The sequence below is a fragment of the Mesorhizobium sp. M7A.F.Ca.US.011.01.1.1 genome (genome assembly GCF_003998295.1).
In the GTDB taxonomy this organism is placed as follows: domain Bacteria; phylum Pseudomonadota; class Alphaproteobacteria; order Rhizobiales; family Rhizobiaceae; genus Mesorhizobium.
Genome location: NZ_RZRT01000028.1, coordinates 64325 through 82804 on the forward strand (window position 1 = coordinate 64325; position 18480 = coordinate 82804).

Here is an 18480-nt window from a genome sequence, read left to right on the forward strand (position 1 = left end):
CTCTGGTCCTGCCATACCGTCTCTTCGCGCAAGGCAGGACAGAGGAGAAAATGGCTGAGCCGCTTCTTTCGCAGCCGGATTTTTGGGGACAACTTCTCGCGCTGATGCTTGCCGCCCTGGTGATCATGGGCAGCCCGGGACCGGCGACGATAAGCGTTACCGCCGTCGGCGCTGCCTTCGGTTTGCGCCGCTCGCTGGGTTATGCCTGGGGAATCATACTGGGCACGATCGCCGTGCTTCTGGTTGTCGCGACCGGCGTCATGGCGGTGCTCACCTCGATGCCGGAGCTGGCGCCGTTGCTGGCTTTCGCCTCCGCGGCCTACATCCTCTATCTCGCCTTCAAGATCGCCTCGGCGCCGCCCATCGCAGCACGCGGCGCCGAGGCTTCGTGTCCAACATGGCTGGCTGGATTCCTTCTCGCGGTCGCCAATCCAAAGGCCTATGTGGCGATCGCCGCCGTGTTCGCCGGTGCTTCGTCCAAACAGGGCGCCACTGAGCTTGGTCCATGGCTGAAGCTGGCGGTTCTCGCCCTGATGATCGCTTGCATCCACGCTCTGTGGCTTGTCGCGGGGGCTGGGTTCGCGCGCTTCCTGCGCCGGCCGGCGGCCTCGCGGATCATCAATCTGGTCTTTGCCGCGACGCTGGTGTTGACCACCGCGCTGGCGATGTTCGGCTGAGAACTGTCGGCCGGAGACTTCCGGTTCAGCCTTTGGTTCTTTCAGCCGCGTCCAGCTCTTGCAGCCTTTTCACCGCTGTCGGAGGCAAGGCAGGCGGGTTCGGACCGCGCGCCGCATCAATCAGGAATTGGTCGCAGGCAGCCTCGGTCTCGCCGATCAGCCGGGCCATGAATTCGTCCTTGCTCAGTCCCGGTGGAATCGGCGGCAGGAACCGTGCCTTGATCGTGCCGGGGTAGCGCAGGAATTTCCGCCGTGGCCAATAGAGGCCGGCGACATGGGCAACCGGCACCACCGGAATGCCAAGCTGCGTATAGATTTCGACGATGCCGTATTTGTAGGCCGGCTCGTCGCCCGGCGCCCGGCGCGTGCCCTCGGGATAGATGATGAGTTGGCGGGGGTTGCGCGCCATCTCCGCCTTGGTCGCGGCGACCACGGCCTTCAGCGCCTTCGAGCGGCTGCCGCGATGAACCGGGATCATGCGCATCTTCATGATGTACCAGCCGAAGAACGGGATCCAGGTCAGCTCACGCTTCAGGATGTAGAGCGGGTCGTGAAGAAAGGGGAAGAAGGCGATCGCATCCCAGAACGACTGGTGTTTGGGGGCCAGGATGAAGGAGCCTTCGGGAAGGTTTTCCCGGCCGGTGATCTCGTTCTTCGTTCCGGCGATCTTGTCGTAAAGCCACATCGAGGTGCGCGACCAGAATTTCGGTACGAACCAGGCGCGGTGCCGGGGCGACAGGAAATAGTAGGGGGTCCAGAGGATCATCTGGACGATCAGGTTGACGTAAAAGACGAAATTGAACGTCAGCGATCTGATGTAGAGCATTTGGGGGGAGCCCGGTGAGGAGGTGAGCGTTGGTTACACCAAGCGCGGGAAAAAAGGAAATGGCCGCAGGGCGCTTTGGTTGGCAACGAAGAACGGTCGCCAATGGGGGATTGGCCTGGTTCCGCTACATCAGCCGCGCCAGCCGCTCCTTCAGGCGCGGGGCGGCAAAATCGAGGAATGCGCGCAGCTTGACCGGCAGCAGGCCCTGGCCCGCATGCACCAGGCTTACCGGCCATGGCGCCGGCTCGAATTCCTGCAGGAGGATGCGCAGCGCGCCGGACCGCAGCGCGGCTTCGATCTGGTAGGAAAGCACTCGTGTCAGCCCGACGCCGGCAATCGCCGCATCGATGGCCGCCTCGGCGGTGTTGACCTGAAGCCGCGAGCGGACCCGAACCGGGATTTCGGCCTTGCCCTTGATGAAGCTCCAACTGGCGGCGGAGGCAAGTCCCTCGAAAGTGATGCAATCGTGCGTCTCCAGATCCTCCGGGGTCGTTGGCGTGCCGTGTTCGGCCAGATAGGCCGGGCTGGCGCAAACGACGCGGCGGATCGCGCCGACGCCGATGGCGACCAGGCTCGAATCGGGTAACTGGCCGATGCGGATGGCGAGATCGAAATGGTCCTCGACCAGCTGGGTTATGCGGTCGGCCAATGTCAGGCGGATGTCCACGTCGGGATAGGCGGCGAGAAAGCCGGTGACGACCGGCAGCACGTGCAGGCGACCAAAGACGACCGGCGCGGTGATGGCCAGTTCGCCGGTCGGAGCACTGTATTCGCCGGCTGCCGTGCGTTCGGCCTCGCCGACGTCGTCGAGGATGCGGCGGCAGGCGGCAAGATAGGTCTGGCCGGCATCGGTCGGTGTCAGTTGTCGCGTCGAGCGATTCAGGAGACGTGTGTTCAGATGGCGCTCGAGATCGGAAATCTTGCGGCTGACTGTCGCCAGCGGAATGCCGAAACGGCGGCTGGCCGCGGAAAGGCTGCCGGCCTCCACCGCGGCGACAAAGAGCGACATGGCTTCGAGACGATCCATAGCTTCTTCCGAAAAATGGAAGGACGGATTACGAATATGGCATCTGCATTTGAATGATGGAAGGCTTTATATTGGATCTGTCGGCCTGCCTGCAGCATGGCCTCGCAAAGGAGTTGCCATGTCCGAAGCCCGCCCGCCGCTGCCGCCGTTTACCGCCGAGACATCAGCAGAGAAGGCGCGCATGGCCGAGGATGCATGGAATTCGCGCGATCCGGGACGGGTCGCGCTCGCCTATACGAAGGACAGCCGCTGGCGCAACCGCGCCGAATTCCTGCAAGGCCGCGACGCCATCCAGGACTTCCTGACGCGCAAATGGAGTCGCGAGCTCGACTACCGGCTGATCAAGGAGGTCTGGGCCTTCCACGGCAACCGCATCGCCGTCCGTTTCGCTTATGAATGGCGCGACGACAGCGGTTCATGGTTCCGCAGCTACGGCAACGAGAACTGGGAATTCGACGAACACGGGCTGATGCGCCTGCGCATCGCCAGCATCAACGACCTGCCGATCGGCGAGGCCGATCGTAAATATCACTGGCCGCTCGGCCGGCGGCCGGACGACCACCCGACACTGTCGGAGCTCGGACTTTAGCATCTTGCCCGCAAGGAAGCTTTCCATGAACGCGCATGCTTTCACCAGCGACGTCGCCTTCACGCCGACCGTCAAGGCGATCCAGGCCCGCAAGGGCTCACGTCAGTCCTATGCCCGTGTCGAGGAGCGTGGCGGCTGGCAGGCCGGCATCACCCCGGACCTTGCCGCCTTCATCGAAATGCAGACCAGCGTCTTCCTGTCGACCGCCAACGGCGAGGGGCAGCCCTATGTCCAGCATCGCGGCGGGCCGGCCGGCTTCCTCAAGGTGCTGGATGAACATACGATCGGCTTCGCGGATTTTTCCGGCAACCGGCAGTTCATCACGCAGGGCAATCTGGCCGACAATCCAAGGGCGTTCCTGTTCCTGATCGACTATATGCACCGCCAGCGCAGCAAGATCTGGGGCACGGCGCGGGTCGTCGAGAGTGACGCCGAGCTGATGGCGAAACTGATGCCGCAAGACTACAAGGCGCGCCCCGAGCAGGTCATCCTGTTCACCGTCTCGGCCTGGGATGCCAATTGTCCGCAGCATATTCCGCAACGGTTTGAGGCGGCCGACGTGGCAGCGGCACTCGGCGAGCGGGACAAGCGGATCGAGCGGCTTGAACAGGAGATCGCACGGCTCAGGAGAAATTCGGGCGCGGCCGCAGCGGAATAATCAGCCGCCGGCCGCTGTTTCGGCCAGCGCGATGCCGTTGGGTGTCGGCTTGACCGGCACGATGCCGCGCGCCAGCGCCAGCAGATATTTGTTGTATTCGGTGAACAGCACGCGCAAGGCCCGCGGCTTGGTCAGCCAGCCGCCATTGTCGAGGTTGGAATTGACCACCGGATAGGGCTCGAGCTTGGCGCCATGCAGCAGCCTGCCCATTTCCAGCAGGCTGCGCGGCATGTGATAATTGTTGGTGACAAGGATCACCGTGCCATAGGCGTGGCTCTCGACCCATTTGGCGCTTTCCTCCGCATTGCCGATCGTGTCGAGCGCGGCGCGGTCGATGTCGACGCAACAGGAAAACAGATTCTTGTCGCCGCCGGTCGCCGCCTGCAACTGGCGGCGGCTGGCCGAAGGATGGACGCCGCTGATCAGCAGCCGTTCGCCCTTGCCGGACGCCAGCAGATCCATCGCCGCATCGAGGCGGGACTGGCCGCCGGTCAAGACAATGATCGCGTCTGCCTTGGCCGGATTGGCGGGCGTTGTCAGATGGCTGACCTTGTTGGCGAACCAACCGAAGCCGCCGGCGAACAGGGTTGCGAGGATGAGAACGGAGAGAGCGGACAGGCGCAACGCGGCTCTTAGACGGCTCACAGCGCGGCGGTCATGCGAACGGGCAACCACCACTGGCATCTGCCCAGCCGTACCGGTCGAATCCCGCGCGTCCATCGCCATATGGTTAATCCTGAAATGCGGCTTTGGGTAGGTAAAAGACGCACTTTGCGTTACGTGAATTCTCCATCCGTGATCACCCTGTTTTATCCATGGCGTTGTCCCCCAACCGGTTCCCACTTTTGGGCGACATGAATTAGCCTGCATCCGGCTGGCGGACATCGATGTCGCTGAGATAGGCAACGACGGTGGCGTGGGACGTGGCAGCCGTCAGTCCGCCGATCACCAGCACCATCAACACGACACCGAGATAGCCTGCCGAACCGATGGCGAAATTGCCGAACAGGGCGGTCGCCTGATCGGCTTGCGGCGTCGCCATATTGCGCGACGACCACCAGGAAAAGACGATGAAGACGAGCACTGCGGCGGCACCGCCGGCCGCCGCTCCCTTCATGCCGGTGACCAGGAAATGCCGGCGGAATTCGCGCGCGATGAAGCGTGCTTCGGCGCCGACGAAATGCAGCACCTCGATGATGTGACCGTTGCCGGCCATGGCGCCGCGCGTCGCGAACACCACGGTCAGCACGGTCGCCGACAGCATCAGCGCCAGCACAGCAATGCCGATGGTCACCGTCGTGCGGGCCATCGCCACCAGCCGGTCAACCCAGGTGCGGTGATCGTCTAGCGATGCGCTCGGCAGTTTCGGCGTGATCGCGGCGCGCATGGCGGCGAAATCGGGCGGGCTGTTCTCGTCGATGGTGACGATGATCAGTCGCGGCACCGGCAATTCGTCGATGTTGAGGCCCGAGCCCAGCCAGGGCTCCAGGAGCCTCGCGGTCGCATCGCGATCGATGATCCGGGTCGCCTTCACGCCGGGAAATTCGCCGGCGATCTGCGAGGCCTGGGTCAGGGCCGCCTCCATGTCGAGGCCGTCGACCGGCTTGATCTGGATCGTTGCCTCGCGTGAAATCTGGTTCTCCCAGACGGACGCCGTGTCGCGCACCAGCGTCACCGCGCCGAAAGTCAGGCAGGACAGGAAGGTCATGATGGCGATGACCAGTACCAGTGCCCGGCCGGCGATGTTCTGCGCCGGCACGATCGGCGCCATCCTGCGCTGGGCGCGCGGCTTTGCCTCGGTCGCCTCGGCGTCATGCTCCTGTTCCACAAAATGTTCGGCGGACAGTTCAGTCATAGATGTCCAGCCTTCCGCCGGCCAGGATCATGCGGCGCGCGTCGACCTGTTCCATCAGGCCAAGGTCGTGGGTGGCGATCACCACCGCGGTGCCGAGGCGGTTGAGCTCGATAAACAGCCGCAGCAGCCGTCGCGCCAGAGGCGGATCGACATTGCCGGTCGGTTCGTCGGCGAGCAGGATTTCCGGCTGCTCGATCAGCGCCCGCGCGATCGCCGCGCGCTGCTTCTCGCCGCCGGACAGAACCGGCGGCAGCACGTGCATGCGTTCGCCCAGCCCGACCCACTTCAACAACTCGGTGACATCGGTGCGGTAGCTCGCCTCGTCGCGCCCGCGCACGCGCAGCGGCAGCGCGACGTTCTCGTAGGTGGTCATGTGGTCGAGCAGGCGAAAATCCTGGAAGACCACGCCGATGCGGCGGCGCAGATGCGGCAATTCGGTGCGCGAGATGCGCGAACGGTCCTTGCCAAAGATGGTGATCAGCCCGCGCGTCGGCTTCAGCGACATGAACAGCAAGCGCAGCAAGGTCGTCTTGCCGGCGCCCGAAGGCCCGCTGAGGAACTGGAAGGAGCGCTCCGGGATGTGCAGGGAGATGTCGCGGAGGATTTCCGGACCCATGCCATAGCGGAGGCCGACATTTTCGAAACGAATCAATTTCGACGACCTGAATTTCGGCACGGCGGCGAGCCGGCCTGTTCTGGGTAAAGACCATCGGCCGGCATGGTTAACCGGCGGTTAATTTCTGGGCTCTTTCGGCTCGTCACGAGGGCTCCGGTGGGGAAGCGTTAACCATTTGTGTTTACGCAAAAGAAACGAAAAGCGAACACGTGCTGCAATGCTGGGGCCATGATGGCTGACGATCGAACCGCGCGCCCGGTTTCCGGCGAAATCATGACCGATCCGGCGGCAATTGCCGCAGCGGACAAGTTCATGCGTGGTTCGGCCGGCGACATCGTCGATGCCGACTACGTGGTGATGCCGCGCCTTGCGCCTGCCGTGGAAAGCGTTTCGCCGCTGCCGCGCGCGATCGTCACGCCGCCCATCGAAGGCATGGACATGCTGCGCAAGCCCGAAGCCTCACCGGAGCGGCTGCCGGCCTCGCGCGGCGGGCCGATCTTCTGGGTCGCTGGCATCGGCGCTGCCTTGGCCGCGTTCTGGGTCTCCGGCGGGCACGCGCTGGTGCGCCAGGCGCCGTTCCTGTCCAGCGCGCAGGCGTCGGCGCTCAGCATTTCGGGCGTCACGTCACGCGTCGACGCTACCGGGCCGAACGCTGCACTGTTCGTCGATGGCGAGGCCGTCAATGATGGTGCGAAACCGACGCAGTTGCCGCCGCTTGAAATCCGGGTGACCGGCAATGACGGGCGCACGACCCGCTATACGTTGGGGACATCCGGCCGCGCGCTGGCGTCCGGCGAAAGATTCGGCTTTGCCAGCCGGCTCGACGTGCCTAAGAACGGTGTGAAGACCGTGTCGGTCACTTTCGCCGAATAGCGATCACCGAGGAAGACCACTAATGCCAATCGTACGCGGCAAGGACATCGAGGTTCTGTTTTCGGCATCGGCGATCGCGCGGCGCAATCTCGAGCTCGCCAAGGAGATTGCCGGACACGATTATCACGATCTGCTGGTGATCTCGGTGCTGAAGGGCTCGTTTATCTTCGCCGCCGATCTTATCCGGGCCATGCACGATGTCGGCCTGTCGCCGGAGGTCGAATTCATCTTCATCTCCAGCTATGGCGCCGGCACCAGCAGTGGCGAGGTGAGGGTGCTGCGCGACATCGACAATGAGGTCGCCGGCCGCGACGTGCTGCTGATCGACGACATTCTCGAATCGGGGAAGACGCTGAGCTTTACCCGCGAGCTGATGTTGTCGCGGGGCGCCAAGAGCTGTTCGATCGCCGTGCTGCTCGACAAGCGCATGCGCCGCCAGACCGAGCTCAATGCCGATTATGTCGGCTTCGACTGCCCCGACTATTTCGTCGTCGGCTACGGCATGGATGTAGCCCATGCTTTTCGCGAGTTGCCGTTTGTCGGTGTCGTCAAAGGGGATGTCTGAGCGGCATCCAAAAGGTTTCCTGACGCTTAGAGCCGCTTCACGAAAACGCCGAACCGCTCTAGTTTTTTGTTTTGACGCAATTCCCAAGGGAAAGCGCTTTGCGCTTTTCCCGGGAAAACCGTCTCACACTTTTCCTGAATTGCTCTGGGCTTTCAGGAAAAGTCAACTTTTGGCGGCCAAATATGCCGGCCATGGCAAAGCTTCTGATCGTCGAGGACGATGAGTCCGTCCGCACCCTGGCCGCCCGCGCGCTTGAACGTGCCGGGCACACAATCGATATCGCGGCGGACGGCGCGCAGGGGCTTTCGCTGATCCAGGCGGCGCGTGGCGGCTATGATCTCGTCGTCTCCGATATCCGCATGCCGGAGATGGACGGCATCGAGATGGCGATCGCAGCTGCAGCATTGTTTCCGGCGATCAAGATCGTGCTGATGACCGGCTATGCCGACCAGCGCGAGCGCGCCGAGGAATTGAACGGCATCATCCTCGATGTCGTGCAGAAGCCCTTCACGCTGGCCGAAATCCGCTCGCGCGTCGAACGGGCGCTGATCTGCTTCGCCTGATCAGGCTGGATCGGTGGCAGCGAGCACGGGTGGGGGGCTTTTACGCCGTTCGGTGTTGAGCGCCAGCAGGCCGGCGCCGATGATCAAGGCGGCCCCGATGACGGTCGTCGACCGCGGTACTTCGGCGAAGAACAGGAAACCCCACAGCGGCGACCACAGGATGCCGGTGTATTCGAAGGTGGCAACGCGGTTGGCCGGCGCCATCCGGTAGGCCTGCGACAGCAGGATCATGCCGGCGGAGGCAACGAAACCGCAGGCGGCCATCTTGAGAAAATCCGGCAGCGTCGGCCAAAGCCATGGCCTTACCAGGAATTCCAGGCTCGGGTGGACGGCGTGGGTTATGCCGGCTAGATGAAACGCCCCGGCAACCACGGCGGCGCCGACCAGATAGGCGCCGTTCTGATAGAAGGCCATGACGGTGGACGATTCAGTATCGCCGATCTTGCGGGCCATCAGCTGCGAAAAACCATAGAGCGCCGCCGAGCCCAGCGACAGCAGCGCTGCCCAGTCGAACAGCCCTGCGCCGGGACGCAGCATCACGAGGACGCCGAACAAGCCGATCAGCACGGTTGCCAGTGTCTGCCAGGAGACGCGCTCGCCAAGGTACGGCCCGGCCAGCACCATGATGAACAGCGGCGCCATGAAATAGAGCGCCACCGCATCGGCAAGCGGCAAGGCGGCGATGGCCAGGTAGTACATCGTATAGGAGGTGAACTGGATGAAGGCGCGCACCGTCAGCATGCCGAATCGCTTCGACAGGATCGCCTGCAGGCCGACATCGGCATGGACCAGAACGATCAGGATCGGCAGGGCGACGATCGAGCGGATCGCCATCACCTCGGTCACTGGATAACCGCTGGACACGGCTTTGACGAGCGGATCCTGCAGCGAAAAGACCAGCACGCCGAGGCACAGGCTCAGGATGCCGCCCACCATCCGATTCTGCATCTGCATCCAGGCTCCTGCGCGTACGATCCGAAGCTGCCGCCTGCGGCGTAAAAAGAACCCGCCACCGTTTCGGGTAGCGGGCACGAGTGAGGACTCTTGATTGGTCCGCGGCTGATTTCTCAGCCGCATATCCAATGGGTGAAGCAACTATCGTCCGTCGTTTGACATGTTGCAAACGAATTGGAATGATGCCAGCAATCAAATTCCCTTATGGCGGATTTCATGCGGCCGACCCTCGACAGCGACCTCCTGCGCACCTTCGTGGCGATTGCCGAGACCGGCAATTTCACCAAGGCGGCGGAGCAGGCCGGCCGCACCCAATCCGCGGTGTCGATGCAGATGAAGAAGCTCGAAGAGCTGATCGGCGCCAGCCTGTTCGAGCGCGGTTCGCGCGGCGTCGCGTTGACGCGGCGCGGCGGCGAACTCATCGTCAACGCCCGCCGCATTGTCTCGCTGCTCGACGAGACGTCGGCATCGATGGCGGCAGCGCCGCTTGGCGGGCCGGTGCGCATCGGCATTCCGGAGGAATATGGCCACGCCATCCTGTCGCGCGCGCTCGGCGCCTTCTCCAAGCGTCATACGCAGGTCGAGGTCACTGTGCGCTATGCCCATTCCGGGGCACAGATGGCGGCGCTCGCTGCCGGCGAGCTCGATCTGTGCGTGGTGTTCGAATGGCAGGATCCTGCCGGCGGCGAAGTGCTGATGCAGGACCCGACCGTGTGGGTGACGTCGACCCTGCACCATATGCATGAGGAACAGCCGGTGCCGATCGCGCTCTACAACCGGGCCGGCTGGTGCAAGGACTTTGCCATCAAATCGTTGGAGCAGCGCGATCTTGCCTATCGTGTCGCCTATACCAGCGACACCACCGGCGGCCTCAAGCTCGCCGTCACCTCCGGACTGGCGATCGCGCCGATTTCGCGCAGTAACATTCCGGACGGCTGTCGTGAACTGACCACGGCAGACGGATTCGGCGCCATCGATTCCTCGAACGTGGTGATGCACCGCAACCCGAATGCGTCAGGCGAGGCGATCGACGGCATGCAGGATGCGATCCGCGAAGCCTTCGTCAACAGGCTCAGTCAGCCGGCATCCTCGTAGAAATGCAGCCTGTTGCCGAACGGATCGGCGACCGATATCTCGCGGGTCTTCCAAGGCGTCTCTTCCACGCCCGGCCTGGCGAAGCGGTAGTTTTTGCCGATCAGTTCGCCATGAAGAGCCGTGATGTCCTCGACCTCGATGCGCAGGGCGATGCCGGGTGCACCGTCGCCGTGATGTTCGCTGAGATGCAGAACACAGCCGTCGCGGCCGACCGCCATGTAAAGCGGCGCGTCGTCGGCGAAGCGATGTTCCCACTGCACCTCGAAGCCGAGGAAGCCGACGTAGAATTCACGTGCCTTGGCAATGTCGAAGATGCGCAGGATGGGTGTGACGGCGCCAAGTCTGGGCATGGTGGTGCAACCGTGCGAGAGGGTTTTCAGGTGGGATGGACGCGGACGGCAATCCCTTTGTTTTATAGCAATTCCAGACGGAAAACCGCTTCACACTTTTCCTGGAATTGCTCTATTTCAGCTCGAGCAGCCGTTCCAGATAGCTGCGTTCAATGTCAGGGCTGAGCGCATTGCCGAGCCGCTTGCGGATCGCTTCCAGTATCTGGCGGGCACGCTGCACGTCGATCTCGTCGGGCACCTTCACCGAATCGCCGAAGTCGGGACCCGTGCTGGCGCGTGGCCGGCCGAGCGGATCACGATCGGCGTTCTGCTGGCGGCCGCCTTCCTCGCCGCCGCCCTGGTCGCCCTGCATGGCCTGCATCTGCTTCATCATGTCCTTGGCGCCCTTGCGCAGCGCTTCCAGCGCCCGGCCCTGATGGCCGACGGCCGCATCGCCTTCGCCCTCGCCGAGTGCCTGTTCGGCATTGCCCATGGACTTGCCGGCCTCGCCAAACCCTTCATTGGGCTCCATACCCATGCCTTCGAGGCCCTTCTTCAGCTGCTCGAGGTCGCTTTGCAGCTGGCCTTGGCCCTGCTGCAGCTGTTTCAGCGCATCGGCGAATTCCTGGGGTGTCATCGGCTTTTGCCGGGCGAGCGGATCGCGGTCTTCGCCGACGCCGGGTCTGTCCTCATCCTGGCCGCCTTCGCCGAGCTGCTCGTCACGGTTCTGCCCGCGCTGGCGCTCGCCGCGCTGCATCTGATCCATGCGGAAGGTGTCGTTCATCATCTCCTGCTGACGTCGCAGGATCTCGCCCAGCTTGTCCATCTGCTGGCGCATCTCGCTGTCCTGCTGGCCGCCTTGCTGCTGACGGCCGGCTTGCAGATTGTTCATCATGTCCTGCAGTTGCGACAGCAATTGCTGGGCCTTGTCGCGATCTCCGGACTTCGCCAGGTTCTCGATCTGGTCCATCATGCGATCGATGTCGCTCTGGCGCAGTTCCTGGCCATTCTGCTGCATCTGCGGGGCGTTGGGATTCTGCTTGGCCCGCTCCGCGAATTCCTGCAGGAACTGGTTCATCGCCTCGCGCAGTTCCTTCATCGCCTTTTCGATTTCAGCGTCGCTGGCGCCATTCTTGATGGCGTCCTGCAGCGCCTGTTGCGCCTGGCGCAGCCGCTTTTCGGCGGCCGAAAGATTGCCTTCCTCGATGCCGAGCGCGATTTCCCAGAGATAGGAGACCTCGCTGCGCAATTGATCGTCGCTCTCGGCCATCTTCAGCCGGCTGCGGGCGCTCATGATGGCGAGGTAGTGGGACATATTATCGAACGTGTCTTCCGGCCGCAGCGTGATGGCGTCCATCAGGTCGAGCACGCGCGGCTTGGCGTTGGCGTCGAGCGCCAGCAGGCGGCGCTGTTCGATCACGGCGCGTGCCAGCGGATTGGCGAAAGGCCGCTCCGGCATCAGCAGCGTCTTGGTTTGGCTCGATGCGGTGTGCCCGGCATCGTCGGTGGCGACTAGCGTCAGCTTGATGCTGCTGCCGGCCCAGACATGCTCGGTCAGGTCCTTGGAGGTCCTGGCGGCGTTCGACTTGCCGCCGCGGCGCGGCAGCGTCAGCGGCATTTCAGGTGCACCGTACAGCGGCCGCGCATTCGGCGCCTGCGGATCGGCGAGCGCGAACACCGCCTTGGCGGTGGCGGCGCCATAGTCGTCGTCGATCTGGTAGTTGAGCTCGAACGCGCCATTGGCAGCGCGCTTGGGCTCGCCGACGAAGCGGATCTGCGGCGGCTTGTCCGATATGACCGCGAAGGCCCAGCGGCCGAGCTGTTCCTCGCCCGAGGTCAGCGTCAGCGTGCCGTCGCCGGTCAGCTTGCTGGTGAACTGGCGCACCTTGGACGGCGTCGCCGGGCTTGCAGCCGGCTTGGCGGCGGTCTGCGGCGCAGCGGGGTCGATGACGCGGGCGTTGCCATTCTTGTCGGCATAGCCGAGCGTTTCCTCGCCCGAGCCGCCCGTCACGCGCAGCGAAACGTCGCTGCCTTCGGGAACCGTAAAGGTCGGGATCGCCTGGTTTGCGTCGGCGGTCAAGAAGATCGGCGGCTTGCCGGTATAGGCCGGTGGCGTCACCCATGCATCGATGCGCGGCGGCACGATATCGCGCGTCCCATGGGCATTGAAGCCGTCGCTGATCCTGCCGCCCGTCGGTCCGAAGGAGAAGGCGAAGGCGGTAACGAGCAAAAGGGCCGCCACCGCGCGCAGCCCCCAGGGGTCGCGCTCCGGCACGCGTGTGCGCGGCAGGTCGGCGCCAAGGTTGTCGAGCTTTCCAGCCATGCGCTTCTGGTGTTCGCGCCACAGCGCCTGCGAGAAGCTGCTTTCCCTGCCGCTGGGCCGGTCGGTCTGCACCAGCACCGGGCTGTGCAACAGTTGATTGGCGGCCTCGATGCGGCGGTCGATTTCGGCGGCGCCCGGCAGGCGGAAGAAGCGCAGCGGATAGAGCGCGGCCAGTGCCGCTATGGCAAAAGCAGCGATCAGGCCGATGCGCGCCATATCCGGCAGCCGGGAGAACAGCCCGAGCCAGGAGATGCTGAGGAACAGGCTGGCGACTATGACGAGCGGAAGCAGCAACGGCCAGCCGCGCTCGACCATCATCGAGACCCGCGTCGCCAGCCGGCTCATGGCCAGGCGCCCGGCGAGGCCGCGATCGCTGCTGAAGGTGGGTCGTTGCGTCATCGGCCCTTCCTTGAGCCTATTGCATCCCGAAAACCGGGATGCGGCCCTATCCCTTTGAGCATGATCTGTTCCGAAAGGGATTTCACTTTTCGGGATCATGCTGTGGAGCGGGCAGGATAGCCCGACGCCTCACGACTCAAAGAATACCAGCAAACACGGCAAAGGCGAGGCAGTTCGGAAAAACGTGAAGTGGACCGTTATAGTTCCATCCTGCATACCCTTTAGAAGGCAGCAGGCCATTAGAAGGTAGCGGGGTCCGCATTCGCCCCGCAGACCAGCACGGCGACCCGTTCGCCCGCCGCCGGCGCATAGCGGCCCGACAGGACCGCGGCAAAGGCGGCCGCACCTCCCGGCTCGGAGATGATGCGGGCCCGGTTCCACAGCGCCTTCTGCGCGGCGATGATGTCGTCGTCGCTGACCAGGATCGAGCGTTCGACAAAGGCTTCGGCGATCGGGAACATCATTTCGCCGACGCGCTTTGGCGCCAGCGAATCGGCGGCGATGCCCTCGGCCGGTGCGTCGACGGGGTGTCCGGCCTCGAAGGCGCGATGAAGCGTCGGCGCCCCTTCCGGCTCGACGGCGATGATCCGAATGCGGCCGGCGAACCAGGCAGCGATGCCGCCGATCAGGCCGCCGCCGCCGACAGCGACCAGCAGCGTGTCGATCTCAGGCAAATCGCTCTCGATTTCGAGCCCGAGCGTGCCCTGGCCGACGAGCGTTTCCTCCTGGTTGAAGGCATGGATCTGCAAGGCGCCGGTCTCCTCGGCGAACCGTTCGCTGGCCGCCAGCGCCTCGGCGTAGCGGGCGCCGCCGACGATCAGTTCGGCGCCGTAGGAGCGGATTCGCTCCAGTTTGGCTGGCGGGCTCACTTCGGGAACGAAGATGGTCGCCTTGTGGCCGAGCCGCATGGCGGCATAGGCGACGGCCGCGCCATGGTTGCCGCCCGATGCCGCGACGACACCGGCGTCGGGAACCGGCCGCTCCAGGAGATTGGTGAAGGCGCCGCGCGCCTTGAACGAGCCGGAATGCTGCAGGCATTCGAGCTTCAGGTCGACGGCCAGCGGCGGCTGATCGAAGTCGGCCATGTCGACGCGCAGCACCGGCGTGTGCCTGATATAGGAGCGGATGCGCGGTTCCATCGCGGCAATGCGCTCGCGTGTGACGGTGATGCCGTTCGTCATGACTTGCTCCCTGTGACGGGTAGGTGTGTTTCCGGCGCTTCTATGCAAGCCAGTCGGGTATGGAATCCAACCCGATCAGGTCGTCATAGGTCGGGCGTGGGCGCACGACGTGGAACCGGTCGCCGTCGACCAGCACCTCCGGCACCAGCAGGCGGGTGTTGTAGGTGCCGGCCTGCACCGCGCCATAGGCGCCCGCGGTGGAGACGGCAATCAGATCGCCGGCCTTCAGCCTGGGCAGATCGCGGTCCAGGCCGATATAGTCGCCGGTCTCGCAGACCGGGCCGACCACGTCGACCGTCATGCGCGGCGTGTCGGCCGGCGGCTGCACGACCGGACGGATGTCGTGGAAGGCGTCGTAGAGCGTCGGCCGGATGAGATCGTTCATTGCGGCGTCGACGACGAGGAAGTTCTTGGCGTCGCCTTCCTTCACGAAGATCACTTCCGAGACGAGGATGCCGGCATTGCCTGATATCAGCCGGCCAGGCTCGAACATCACCTTCAGCCCGAGCTTGGTGACATGCTTCCTGACGATCTGGGCATAGGCGTCGGGCAACGGCGGCGGGTTGTTGTCGATGCGGTAGGGAATGCCGAGCCCGCCGCCGACATCGATATGCTCGATGGCATGGCCGTCCGCCCGCAGCGCGCCGACCAGATCGACAAGCAGGGCGAAGGCATCGTCGAAGGGCTGCAGCTCGGTGATCTGGCTGCCGATATGGGTATCGATGCCGGTGATCCTGATGCCGGGAAGCTTTGCCGCGCGGGCATAAACCTGCCGCGCCCGCTGCCATGGGATGCCGAACTTGTTCTCGGCCTTGCCGGTGGAGATCTTCTTGTGGGTCTTGGCGTCGACGTCGGGATTGATGCGCAGCGAGATCGACGCCACCTTGCCTAGCGCTGCGGCTCGCGCCGACAGCAGTTCGAGTTCAGGCTCGGATTCGACGTTGAAGCAGAGGATGCCGGCGACAAGGGCAAAGTCCATTTCGCGCGCGGTCTTGCCGACGCCCGAAAACAGGATCTTGCCGGCCGGAATGCCGGCGGCCAGCGCCCGGCGCAATTCACCTTCCGAAACCACGTCGGCGCCGGCGCCGAGCTTCGCCAGCGTCCGCAGGACGGCCTGGTTCGAATTGGCCTTCATGGCGTAGCAGACCAGCGTGTCGAGCCCGGCAAAGGACTGGGCAAACACCCGGTAGTGCCTGGTCAGGGTGGCCGTCGAATAGCAGTAGAATGGCGTGCCGATCTGTGCTGCGATATCTGGTATCGCCACGTCCTCGGCATGGAGCACGCCGTCGCGGTAGTCGAAATGGTTCACAAGAGTGGTTCCGGAAGTTGGGGCGCGATGAGATCGGGTTGGAAGGCCCGGCTCTCGTCGGCTCTAGATCAGCGGGTCGAGGATGAATTTCTTGTCCTTGACCGGTTTTTCCGGCTCCGGCGGCACGGGCTGGTGGGCCTTCGAGGCATCCTTGCGCGCCTGCACGGCCGCCTCATAGGGCGTGTCGAGAGCGCCCCTCCTGCCGCAGGCCGAAACGGCCGCGATCGCAACCAGCAGCGTCAGCGTCACCAAAATCCTGCTTCCGGTCATCGATCCATCCGTCCGAAACGTTGTCAGCCGCCGCTTTTAGCCGAGTTCTCGGCGCATTGCACCCCGAGATATTGCTCGTCGCAATATCCGGGATATTACTGCTCGCAATGTCCGGCATTACGCCTTCGCCAGCCGCTTTTTCCAGGCGCGGATCTGCTTCCTTACTTCCGACGGCGCGGTGCCGCCGAAACTGGTGCGGCTCTTGACCGAGTTCTGCACCGCCAGCACCGAAAATATGTCGGCCGTGATGCCGGAATTGATCGACTGCAAATCCTCCAGTGAAAGTCTCTCCAGCCCCACCTTCTTGTCTTCGGCCAGCGCCACCGCCCGGCCGGTAACATGATGCGCTTCGCGGAACGGCAGGCCGAGCGTGCGCACCAGCCAGTCGGCAAGGTCGGTTGCTGTCGCGTGGCCGGAGCCGGCGGCCTTCTTCATCGCGGCAGCGTTGACCGTCATGTCCGAGACCATGCCGGTCATCGCCGCCAGCATCAGGTCGAGCGTCTCGGCGGCGTCGAACACCGATTCCTTGTCTTCCTGCATATCCTTGCCATAGGTCAAAGGCATGCCCTTCATCACTGTCAGCAGGCCGACCAGATGACCGGTGACGCGGCCGGTCTTGCCGCGCACCAGTTCGGCGGCATCGGGGTTCTTCTTCTGCGGCATGATCGAGGAGCCGGTGGAAAACGAGTCCGACAGCCTGACGAAGCCGAACTGCGGCGTCGACCAGATGATGATCTCTTCGGCCAGCCGTGACAGATGCGTGGCGCAGATCGCGGCAAGAGCGAGGAACTCAAGCGCGAAATCGCGATCCGAGACGCTGTCGAGCGAATTGCGCATCGGCTCGCGGAAGCCGAGCGCCTTGGCGGTCCGGTGACGGTCGATCGGGAAGCTGGTGCCGGCCAGCGCCGCGGCACCGAGCGGGCTTTCGTCCATCCGCTCGATCGCATCGCGCACACGCGACAGGTCGCGCGAAAACATCTCGACATAGGCCATGCAGTGATGGCCGAAGGTCACCGGTTGTGCCGCCTGCATATGCGTAAAGCCCGGCATCACGGTCGCGGCATGCTCCTCGGCCCGCTCCAGCAGCGCCTCGATCAGCCCTTTCAACGCCTCGGCGACGCGAAAGCACTCATCCTTGACCCACAGCCTCAAATCGACTGCGACTTGATCATTGCGCGAGCGGGCGGTGTGCAGCCGGCCGGCCGCCGGGCCGATCAGATCGGCGAGGCGCGCCTCGATGTTCATGTGGATGTCTTCGAGCCGTGTCGAAAACTCGAAGCTGCCGGCCTCGATCTCTTTCAGGATCGTGTTCAGCCCGTCAGCGATTTTTTCTTGGTCGGCCGCCGAAATAATGCCCGTTTGCGCGAGCATCTCGCTGTGGGCGATCGAGCCTTTGATGTCCTGCGCATAGAGTTTGCGGTCGAAGGAGATAGACGCGTTGATCGCTTCCATGATCGCGGCCGGACCCGAGGCAAAACGTCCGCCCCACATCTGGTTGCTGGTTTTCTTGTCGCTCATGGCTATAACCCGTGCTTCGGAGCAGTTTTGAGAAAATGGCAGACGGTAGTAGATTCTTCCCGGCCCCGCGCCTGATCCTCGCCGCCTTGGTGGCGGGCGCGCTGGCCGGTGCGGTCGCGGTATATGTCAGCGAGAGCCGGTCTGGCAACAATGCACCGGCACAAGCTGCCGTGGGTGAGAGCAAGGACGATGTCGCCTGCGCGGCCAAGAGCGACCGCGCCAAGAAAGTCGCGGCGTCGGCCACCGGTGAGGTTGCGGCACTTTTGCCGGCCGATCCGCCACAATCCCTGAAGAGCCTTGCCTTCAATGGCCCGGACGGCAAGCCGATGACGCTTGCCGATCATGCCGGCAAGACGGTGCTGCTCAATCTGTGGGCGACATGGTGCGCGCCGTGCCGTGCCGAAATGCCGGCGCTCGATGCGCTGGAGAAGGAAAAGGGCAGCGACGCCTTTCAAGTGGTCGCCGTCAATGTCGATGCCGGCGACGATGTGAAGCCGAAGAAGTTCCTCAGCGATACCGGCGTCGCGACGCTCGGTTATTTCAGGGATTCGACGATGGCGCTGTTCAACGACCTCAAGAAGCGCGGCCTGGCGCTAGGCCTTCCCGTTACCATGCTGATCGACGGCGAAGGCTGCCTGATCGCCCATATGAACGGCCCGGCCGAATGGTCGGGGCCGGACGCCAGGCGGCTGGTCGAGACGGCACTCAAGCCCGAGAGCCTGTAGTCTAGAGCGATTCCTATTTTGAGAGAATCGTAGGATTCCCAAAGCCGGATGTTTGTGATTCAAGATGCTGGCTGGATTGGAGGCCAGCATCTGATGACGCGAGCGCTTTCAAATGATCTTCGTGAGCG

At 63.8% G+C, this 18480-nt stretch carries 20 protein-coding genes; 8 read left to right on the forward strand and 12 right to left on the reverse strand.

The features are described from left to right. Positions 1-50: 50 nt before the first annotated feature. Positions 51-677, forward strand: coding sequence for a LysE family translocator (locus tag EOA13_RS22840; RefSeq protein ID WP_127295981.1), 627 nt, complete (start codon positions 51-53; stop codon positions 675-677). 25 nt (positions 678-702) lie between these two features. On the opposite strand, the gene EOA13_RS22845 is transcribed toward EOA13_RS22840, so the two are convergent. Together EOA13_RS22845 and EOA13_RS22850 are read right to left on the reverse strand one after the other, a co-directional pair. After that, positions 703-1503 carry a 1-acyl-sn-glycerol-3-phosphate acyltransferase gene (locus tag EOA13_RS22845; protein WP_127295982.1) on the reverse strand — a complete coding sequence of 267 codons (801 nt, stop codon included), beginning with the start codon at positions 1501-1503 and terminating at the stop codon, positions 703-705. 124 nt (positions 1504-1627) lie between these two features. Next, positions 1628-2530, reverse strand: coding sequence for a LysR family transcriptional regulator (locus tag EOA13_RS22850; RefSeq protein WP_127295983.1), 903 nt, complete (start codon positions 2528-2530; stop codon positions 1628-1630). Positions 2531-2648: 118 nt separating this feature from the next. Here EOA13_RS22850 and EOA13_RS22855 point away from each other — a divergent pair, with 118 nt between their 5' ends. Continuing rightward, the gene (locus EOA13_RS22855) at positions 2649-3119 is read left to right on the forward strand and encodes a DUF1348 family protein (protein ID WP_127295984.1); all 471 of its coding nucleotides are present in this window, start codon (positions 2649-2651) and stop codon (positions 3117-3119) included. Positions 3120-3144: 25 nt separating this feature from the next. Beyond that, a complete protein-coding gene (locus EOA13_RS22860; protein WP_127295985.1) occupies positions 3145-3777 on the forward strand; it encodes a pyridoxamine 5'-phosphate oxidase family protein in 633 nt (210 codons plus the stop codon). On the opposite strand, the gene EOA13_RS22865 is transcribed toward EOA13_RS22860, so the two are convergent. The 3 genes from EOA13_RS22865 to ftsE all read right to left on the reverse strand — a co-directional run bounded on the left by EOA13_RS22865 (position 3778) and on the right by ftsE (position 6284). Then, positions 3778-4503, reverse strand: coding sequence for a YdcF family protein (locus tag EOA13_RS22865; RefSeq protein WP_027038120.1), 726 nt, complete (start codon positions 4501-4503; stop codon positions 3778-3780). It lies immediately after the preceding gene. Between the two features lie 133 nt (positions 4504-4636). Continuing rightward, positions 4637-5632, reverse strand: a complete 996-nt coding sequence (locus EOA13_RS22870; RefSeq protein WP_127295986.1) for an ABC transporter permease — start codon at positions 5630-5632, stop codon at positions 4637-4639. Then, complete coding sequence (ftsE, locus tag EOA13_RS22875) at positions 5625-6284, reverse strand: cell division ATP-binding protein FtsE (protein ID WP_127295987.1); 660 nt, start codon at positions 6282-6284, stop codon at positions 5625-5627. Before ftsE ends, EOA13_RS22870 begins: the two co-directional genes overlap by 8 nt. Positions 6285-6476: 192 nt before the next feature. Here ftsE and EOA13_RS22880 point away from each other — a divergent pair, with 192 nt between their 5' ends. The 3 genes from EOA13_RS22880 (at position 6477) to EOA13_RS22890 (ending at position 8249) form a co-directional block, all read left to right on the forward strand. Beyond that, on the forward strand, positions 6477-7121 hold the full coding sequence (locus EOA13_RS22880; RefSeq protein ID WP_127295988.1) for a hypothetical protein: 645 nt from the start codon (positions 6477-6479) through the stop codon (positions 7119-7121). 22 nt (positions 7122-7143) lie between these two features. Further along, the gene (gene hpt, locus EOA13_RS22885) at positions 7144-7686 is read left to right on the forward strand and encodes a hypoxanthine phosphoribosyltransferase (RefSeq protein ID WP_023811104.1); all 543 of its coding nucleotides are present in this window, start codon (positions 7144-7146) and stop codon (positions 7684-7686) included. A gap of 191 nt (positions 7687-7877) precedes the next feature. Further along, positions 7878-8249: a response regulator gene (locus tag EOA13_RS22890; RefSeq protein ID WP_023811105.1), complete on the forward strand. Its 372-nt coding sequence runs from the start codon at positions 7878-7880 to the stop codon at positions 8247-8249. On the opposite strand, the gene EOA13_RS22895 is transcribed toward EOA13_RS22890, so the two are convergent. After that, positions 8250-9197 carry a DMT family transporter gene (locus tag EOA13_RS22895; protein WP_164780258.1) on the reverse strand — a complete coding sequence of 316 codons (948 nt, stop codon included), beginning with the start codon at positions 9195-9197 and terminating at the stop codon, positions 8250-8252. A 222-nt stretch (positions 9198-9419) separates the two neighbouring features. Between EOA13_RS22895 and EOA13_RS22900 the strand changes: the two genes are divergently transcribed. Next, positions 9420-10298, forward strand: a complete 879-nt coding sequence (locus EOA13_RS22900) for a LysR family transcriptional regulator (RefSeq protein WP_127295990.1) — start codon at positions 9420-9422, stop codon at positions 10296-10298. Here the strand turns inward: EOA13_RS22900 and EOA13_RS22905 are convergent. The 6 genes from EOA13_RS22905 to argH form a co-directional block, all read right to left on the reverse strand. Beyond that, entirely contained in the window at positions 10280-10648 is a 369-nt protein-coding gene (locus EOA13_RS22905; RefSeq protein ID WP_127295991.1) for a glyoxalase superfamily protein, read from the reverse strand. The two genes, EOA13_RS22900 and EOA13_RS22905, sit on opposite strands and share 19 nt — an antisense overlap. 112 nt (positions 10649-10760) lie before the next feature. Next, positions 10761-13349: a TIGR02302 family protein gene (locus EOA13_RS22910; protein WP_127295992.1), complete on the reverse strand. Its 2589-nt coding sequence runs from the start codon at positions 13347-13349 to the stop codon at positions 10761-10763. Positions 13350-13588: 239 nt separating this feature from the next. Next, positions 13589-14530: a threonine/serine dehydratase gene (locus tag EOA13_RS22915; protein WP_127295993.1), complete on the reverse strand. Its 942-nt coding sequence runs from the start codon at positions 14528-14530 to the stop codon at positions 13589-13591. 40 nt (positions 14531-14570) lie between these two features. Beyond that, the gene (lysA, locus tag EOA13_RS22920) at positions 14571-15839 is read right to left on the reverse strand and encodes a diaminopimelate decarboxylase (RefSeq protein ID WP_127295994.1); all 1269 of its coding nucleotides are present in this window, start codon (positions 15837-15839) and stop codon (positions 14571-14573) included. A gap of 63 nt (positions 15840-15902) precedes the next feature. Then, positions 15903-16109 carry a lipoprotein gene (locus EOA13_RS22925; protein ID WP_023811112.1) on the reverse strand — a complete coding sequence of 69 codons (207 nt, stop codon included), beginning with the start codon at positions 16107-16109 and terminating at the stop codon, positions 15903-15905. 117 nt (positions 16110-16226) lie between these two features. Beyond that, on the reverse strand, positions 16227-17627 hold the full coding sequence (argH, locus tag EOA13_RS22930) for an argininosuccinate lyase (RefSeq protein WP_127295995.1): 1401 nt from the start codon (positions 17625-17627) through the stop codon (positions 16227-16229). Between the two features lie 35 nt (positions 17628-17662). Here argH and EOA13_RS22935 point away from each other — a divergent pair, with 35 nt between their 5' ends. Beyond that, on the forward strand, positions 17663-18352 hold the full coding sequence (locus EOA13_RS22935) for a TlpA disulfide reductase family protein (protein ID WP_127295996.1): 690 nt from the start codon (positions 17663-17665) through the stop codon (positions 18350-18352). The last annotated feature ends 128 nt before the right edge of the window (positions 18353-18480 follow it).

What these genes read in the sequence shown, in the direction of transcription:
- EOA13_RS22840 (WP_127295981.1), top strand. Translation starts at nt 51, where the DNA reads ATGGCTGAGCCGCTTCTTTCGCAGCCGGATTTTTGGGGACAACTTCTC.
- EOA13_RS22845 (WP_127295982.1), bottom strand. Translation starts at nt 1,503, where the DNA reads ATGCTCTACATCAGATCGCTGACGTTCAATTTCGTCTTTTACGTCAAC.
- EOA13_RS22850 (WP_127295983.1), bottom strand. Translation starts at nt 2,530, where the DNA reads ATGGATCGTCTCGAAGCCATGTCGCTCTTTGTCGCCGCGGTGGAGGCC.
- EOA13_RS22855 (WP_127295984.1), top strand. Translation starts at nt 2,649, where the DNA reads ATGTCCGAAGCCCGCCCGCCGCTGCCGCCGTTTACCGCCGAGACATCA.
- EOA13_RS22860 (WP_127295985.1), top strand. Translation starts at nt 3,145, where the DNA reads ATGAACGCGCATGCTTTCACCAGCGACGTCGCCTTCACGCCGACCGTC.
- EOA13_RS22865 (WP_027038120.1), bottom strand. Translation starts at nt 4,503, where the DNA reads ATGGCGATGGACGCGCGGGATTCGACCGGTACGGCTGGGCAGATGCCA.
- EOA13_RS22870 (WP_127295986.1), bottom strand. Translation starts at nt 5,632, where the DNA reads ATGACTGAACTGTCCGCCGAACATTTTGTGGAACAGGAGCATGACGCC.
- EOA13_RS22880 (WP_127295988.1), top strand. Translation starts at nt 6,477, where the DNA reads ATGATGGCTGACGATCGAACCGCGCGCCCGGTTTCCGGCGAAATCATG.
- hpt (WP_023811104.1), top strand. Translation starts at nt 7,144, where the DNA reads ATGCCAATCGTACGCGGCAAGGACATCGAGGTTCTGTTTTCGGCATCG.
- EOA13_RS22890 (WP_023811105.1), top strand. Translation starts at nt 7,878, where the DNA reads ATGGCAAAGCTTCTGATCGTCGAGGACGATGAGTCCGTCCGCACCCTG.
- EOA13_RS22895 (WP_164780258.1), bottom strand. Translation starts at nt 9,197, where the DNA reads ATGCAGAATCGGATGGTGGGCGGCATCCTGAGCCTGTGCCTCGGCGTG.
- EOA13_RS22900 (WP_127295990.1), top strand. Translation starts at nt 9,420, where the DNA reads ATGCGGCCGACCCTCGACAGCGACCTCCTGCGCACCTTCGTGGCGATT.
- EOA13_RS22905 (WP_127295991.1), bottom strand. Translation starts at nt 10,648, where the DNA reads ATGCCCAGACTTGGCGCCGTCACACCCATCCTGCGCATCTTCGACATT.
- EOA13_RS22910 (WP_127295992.1), bottom strand. Translation starts at nt 13,349, where the DNA reads ATGACGCAACGACCCACCTTCAGCAGCGATCGCGGCCTCGCCGGGCGC.
- EOA13_RS22915 (WP_127295993.1), bottom strand. Translation starts at nt 14,530, where the DNA reads ATGACGAACGGCATCACCGTCACACGCGAGCGCATTGCCGCGATGGAA.
- EOA13_RS22925 (WP_023811112.1), bottom strand. Translation starts at nt 16,109, where the DNA reads ATGACCGGAAGCAGGATTTTGGTGACGCTGACGCTGCTGGTTGCGATC.
- argH (WP_127295995.1), bottom strand. Translation starts at nt 17,627, where the DNA reads ATGAGCGACAAGAAAACCAGCAACCAGATGTGGGGCGGACGTTTTGCC.
- EOA13_RS22935 (WP_127295996.1), top strand. Translation starts at nt 17,663, where the DNA reads ATGGCAGACGGTAGTAGATTCTTCCCGGCCCCGCGCCTGATCCTCGCC.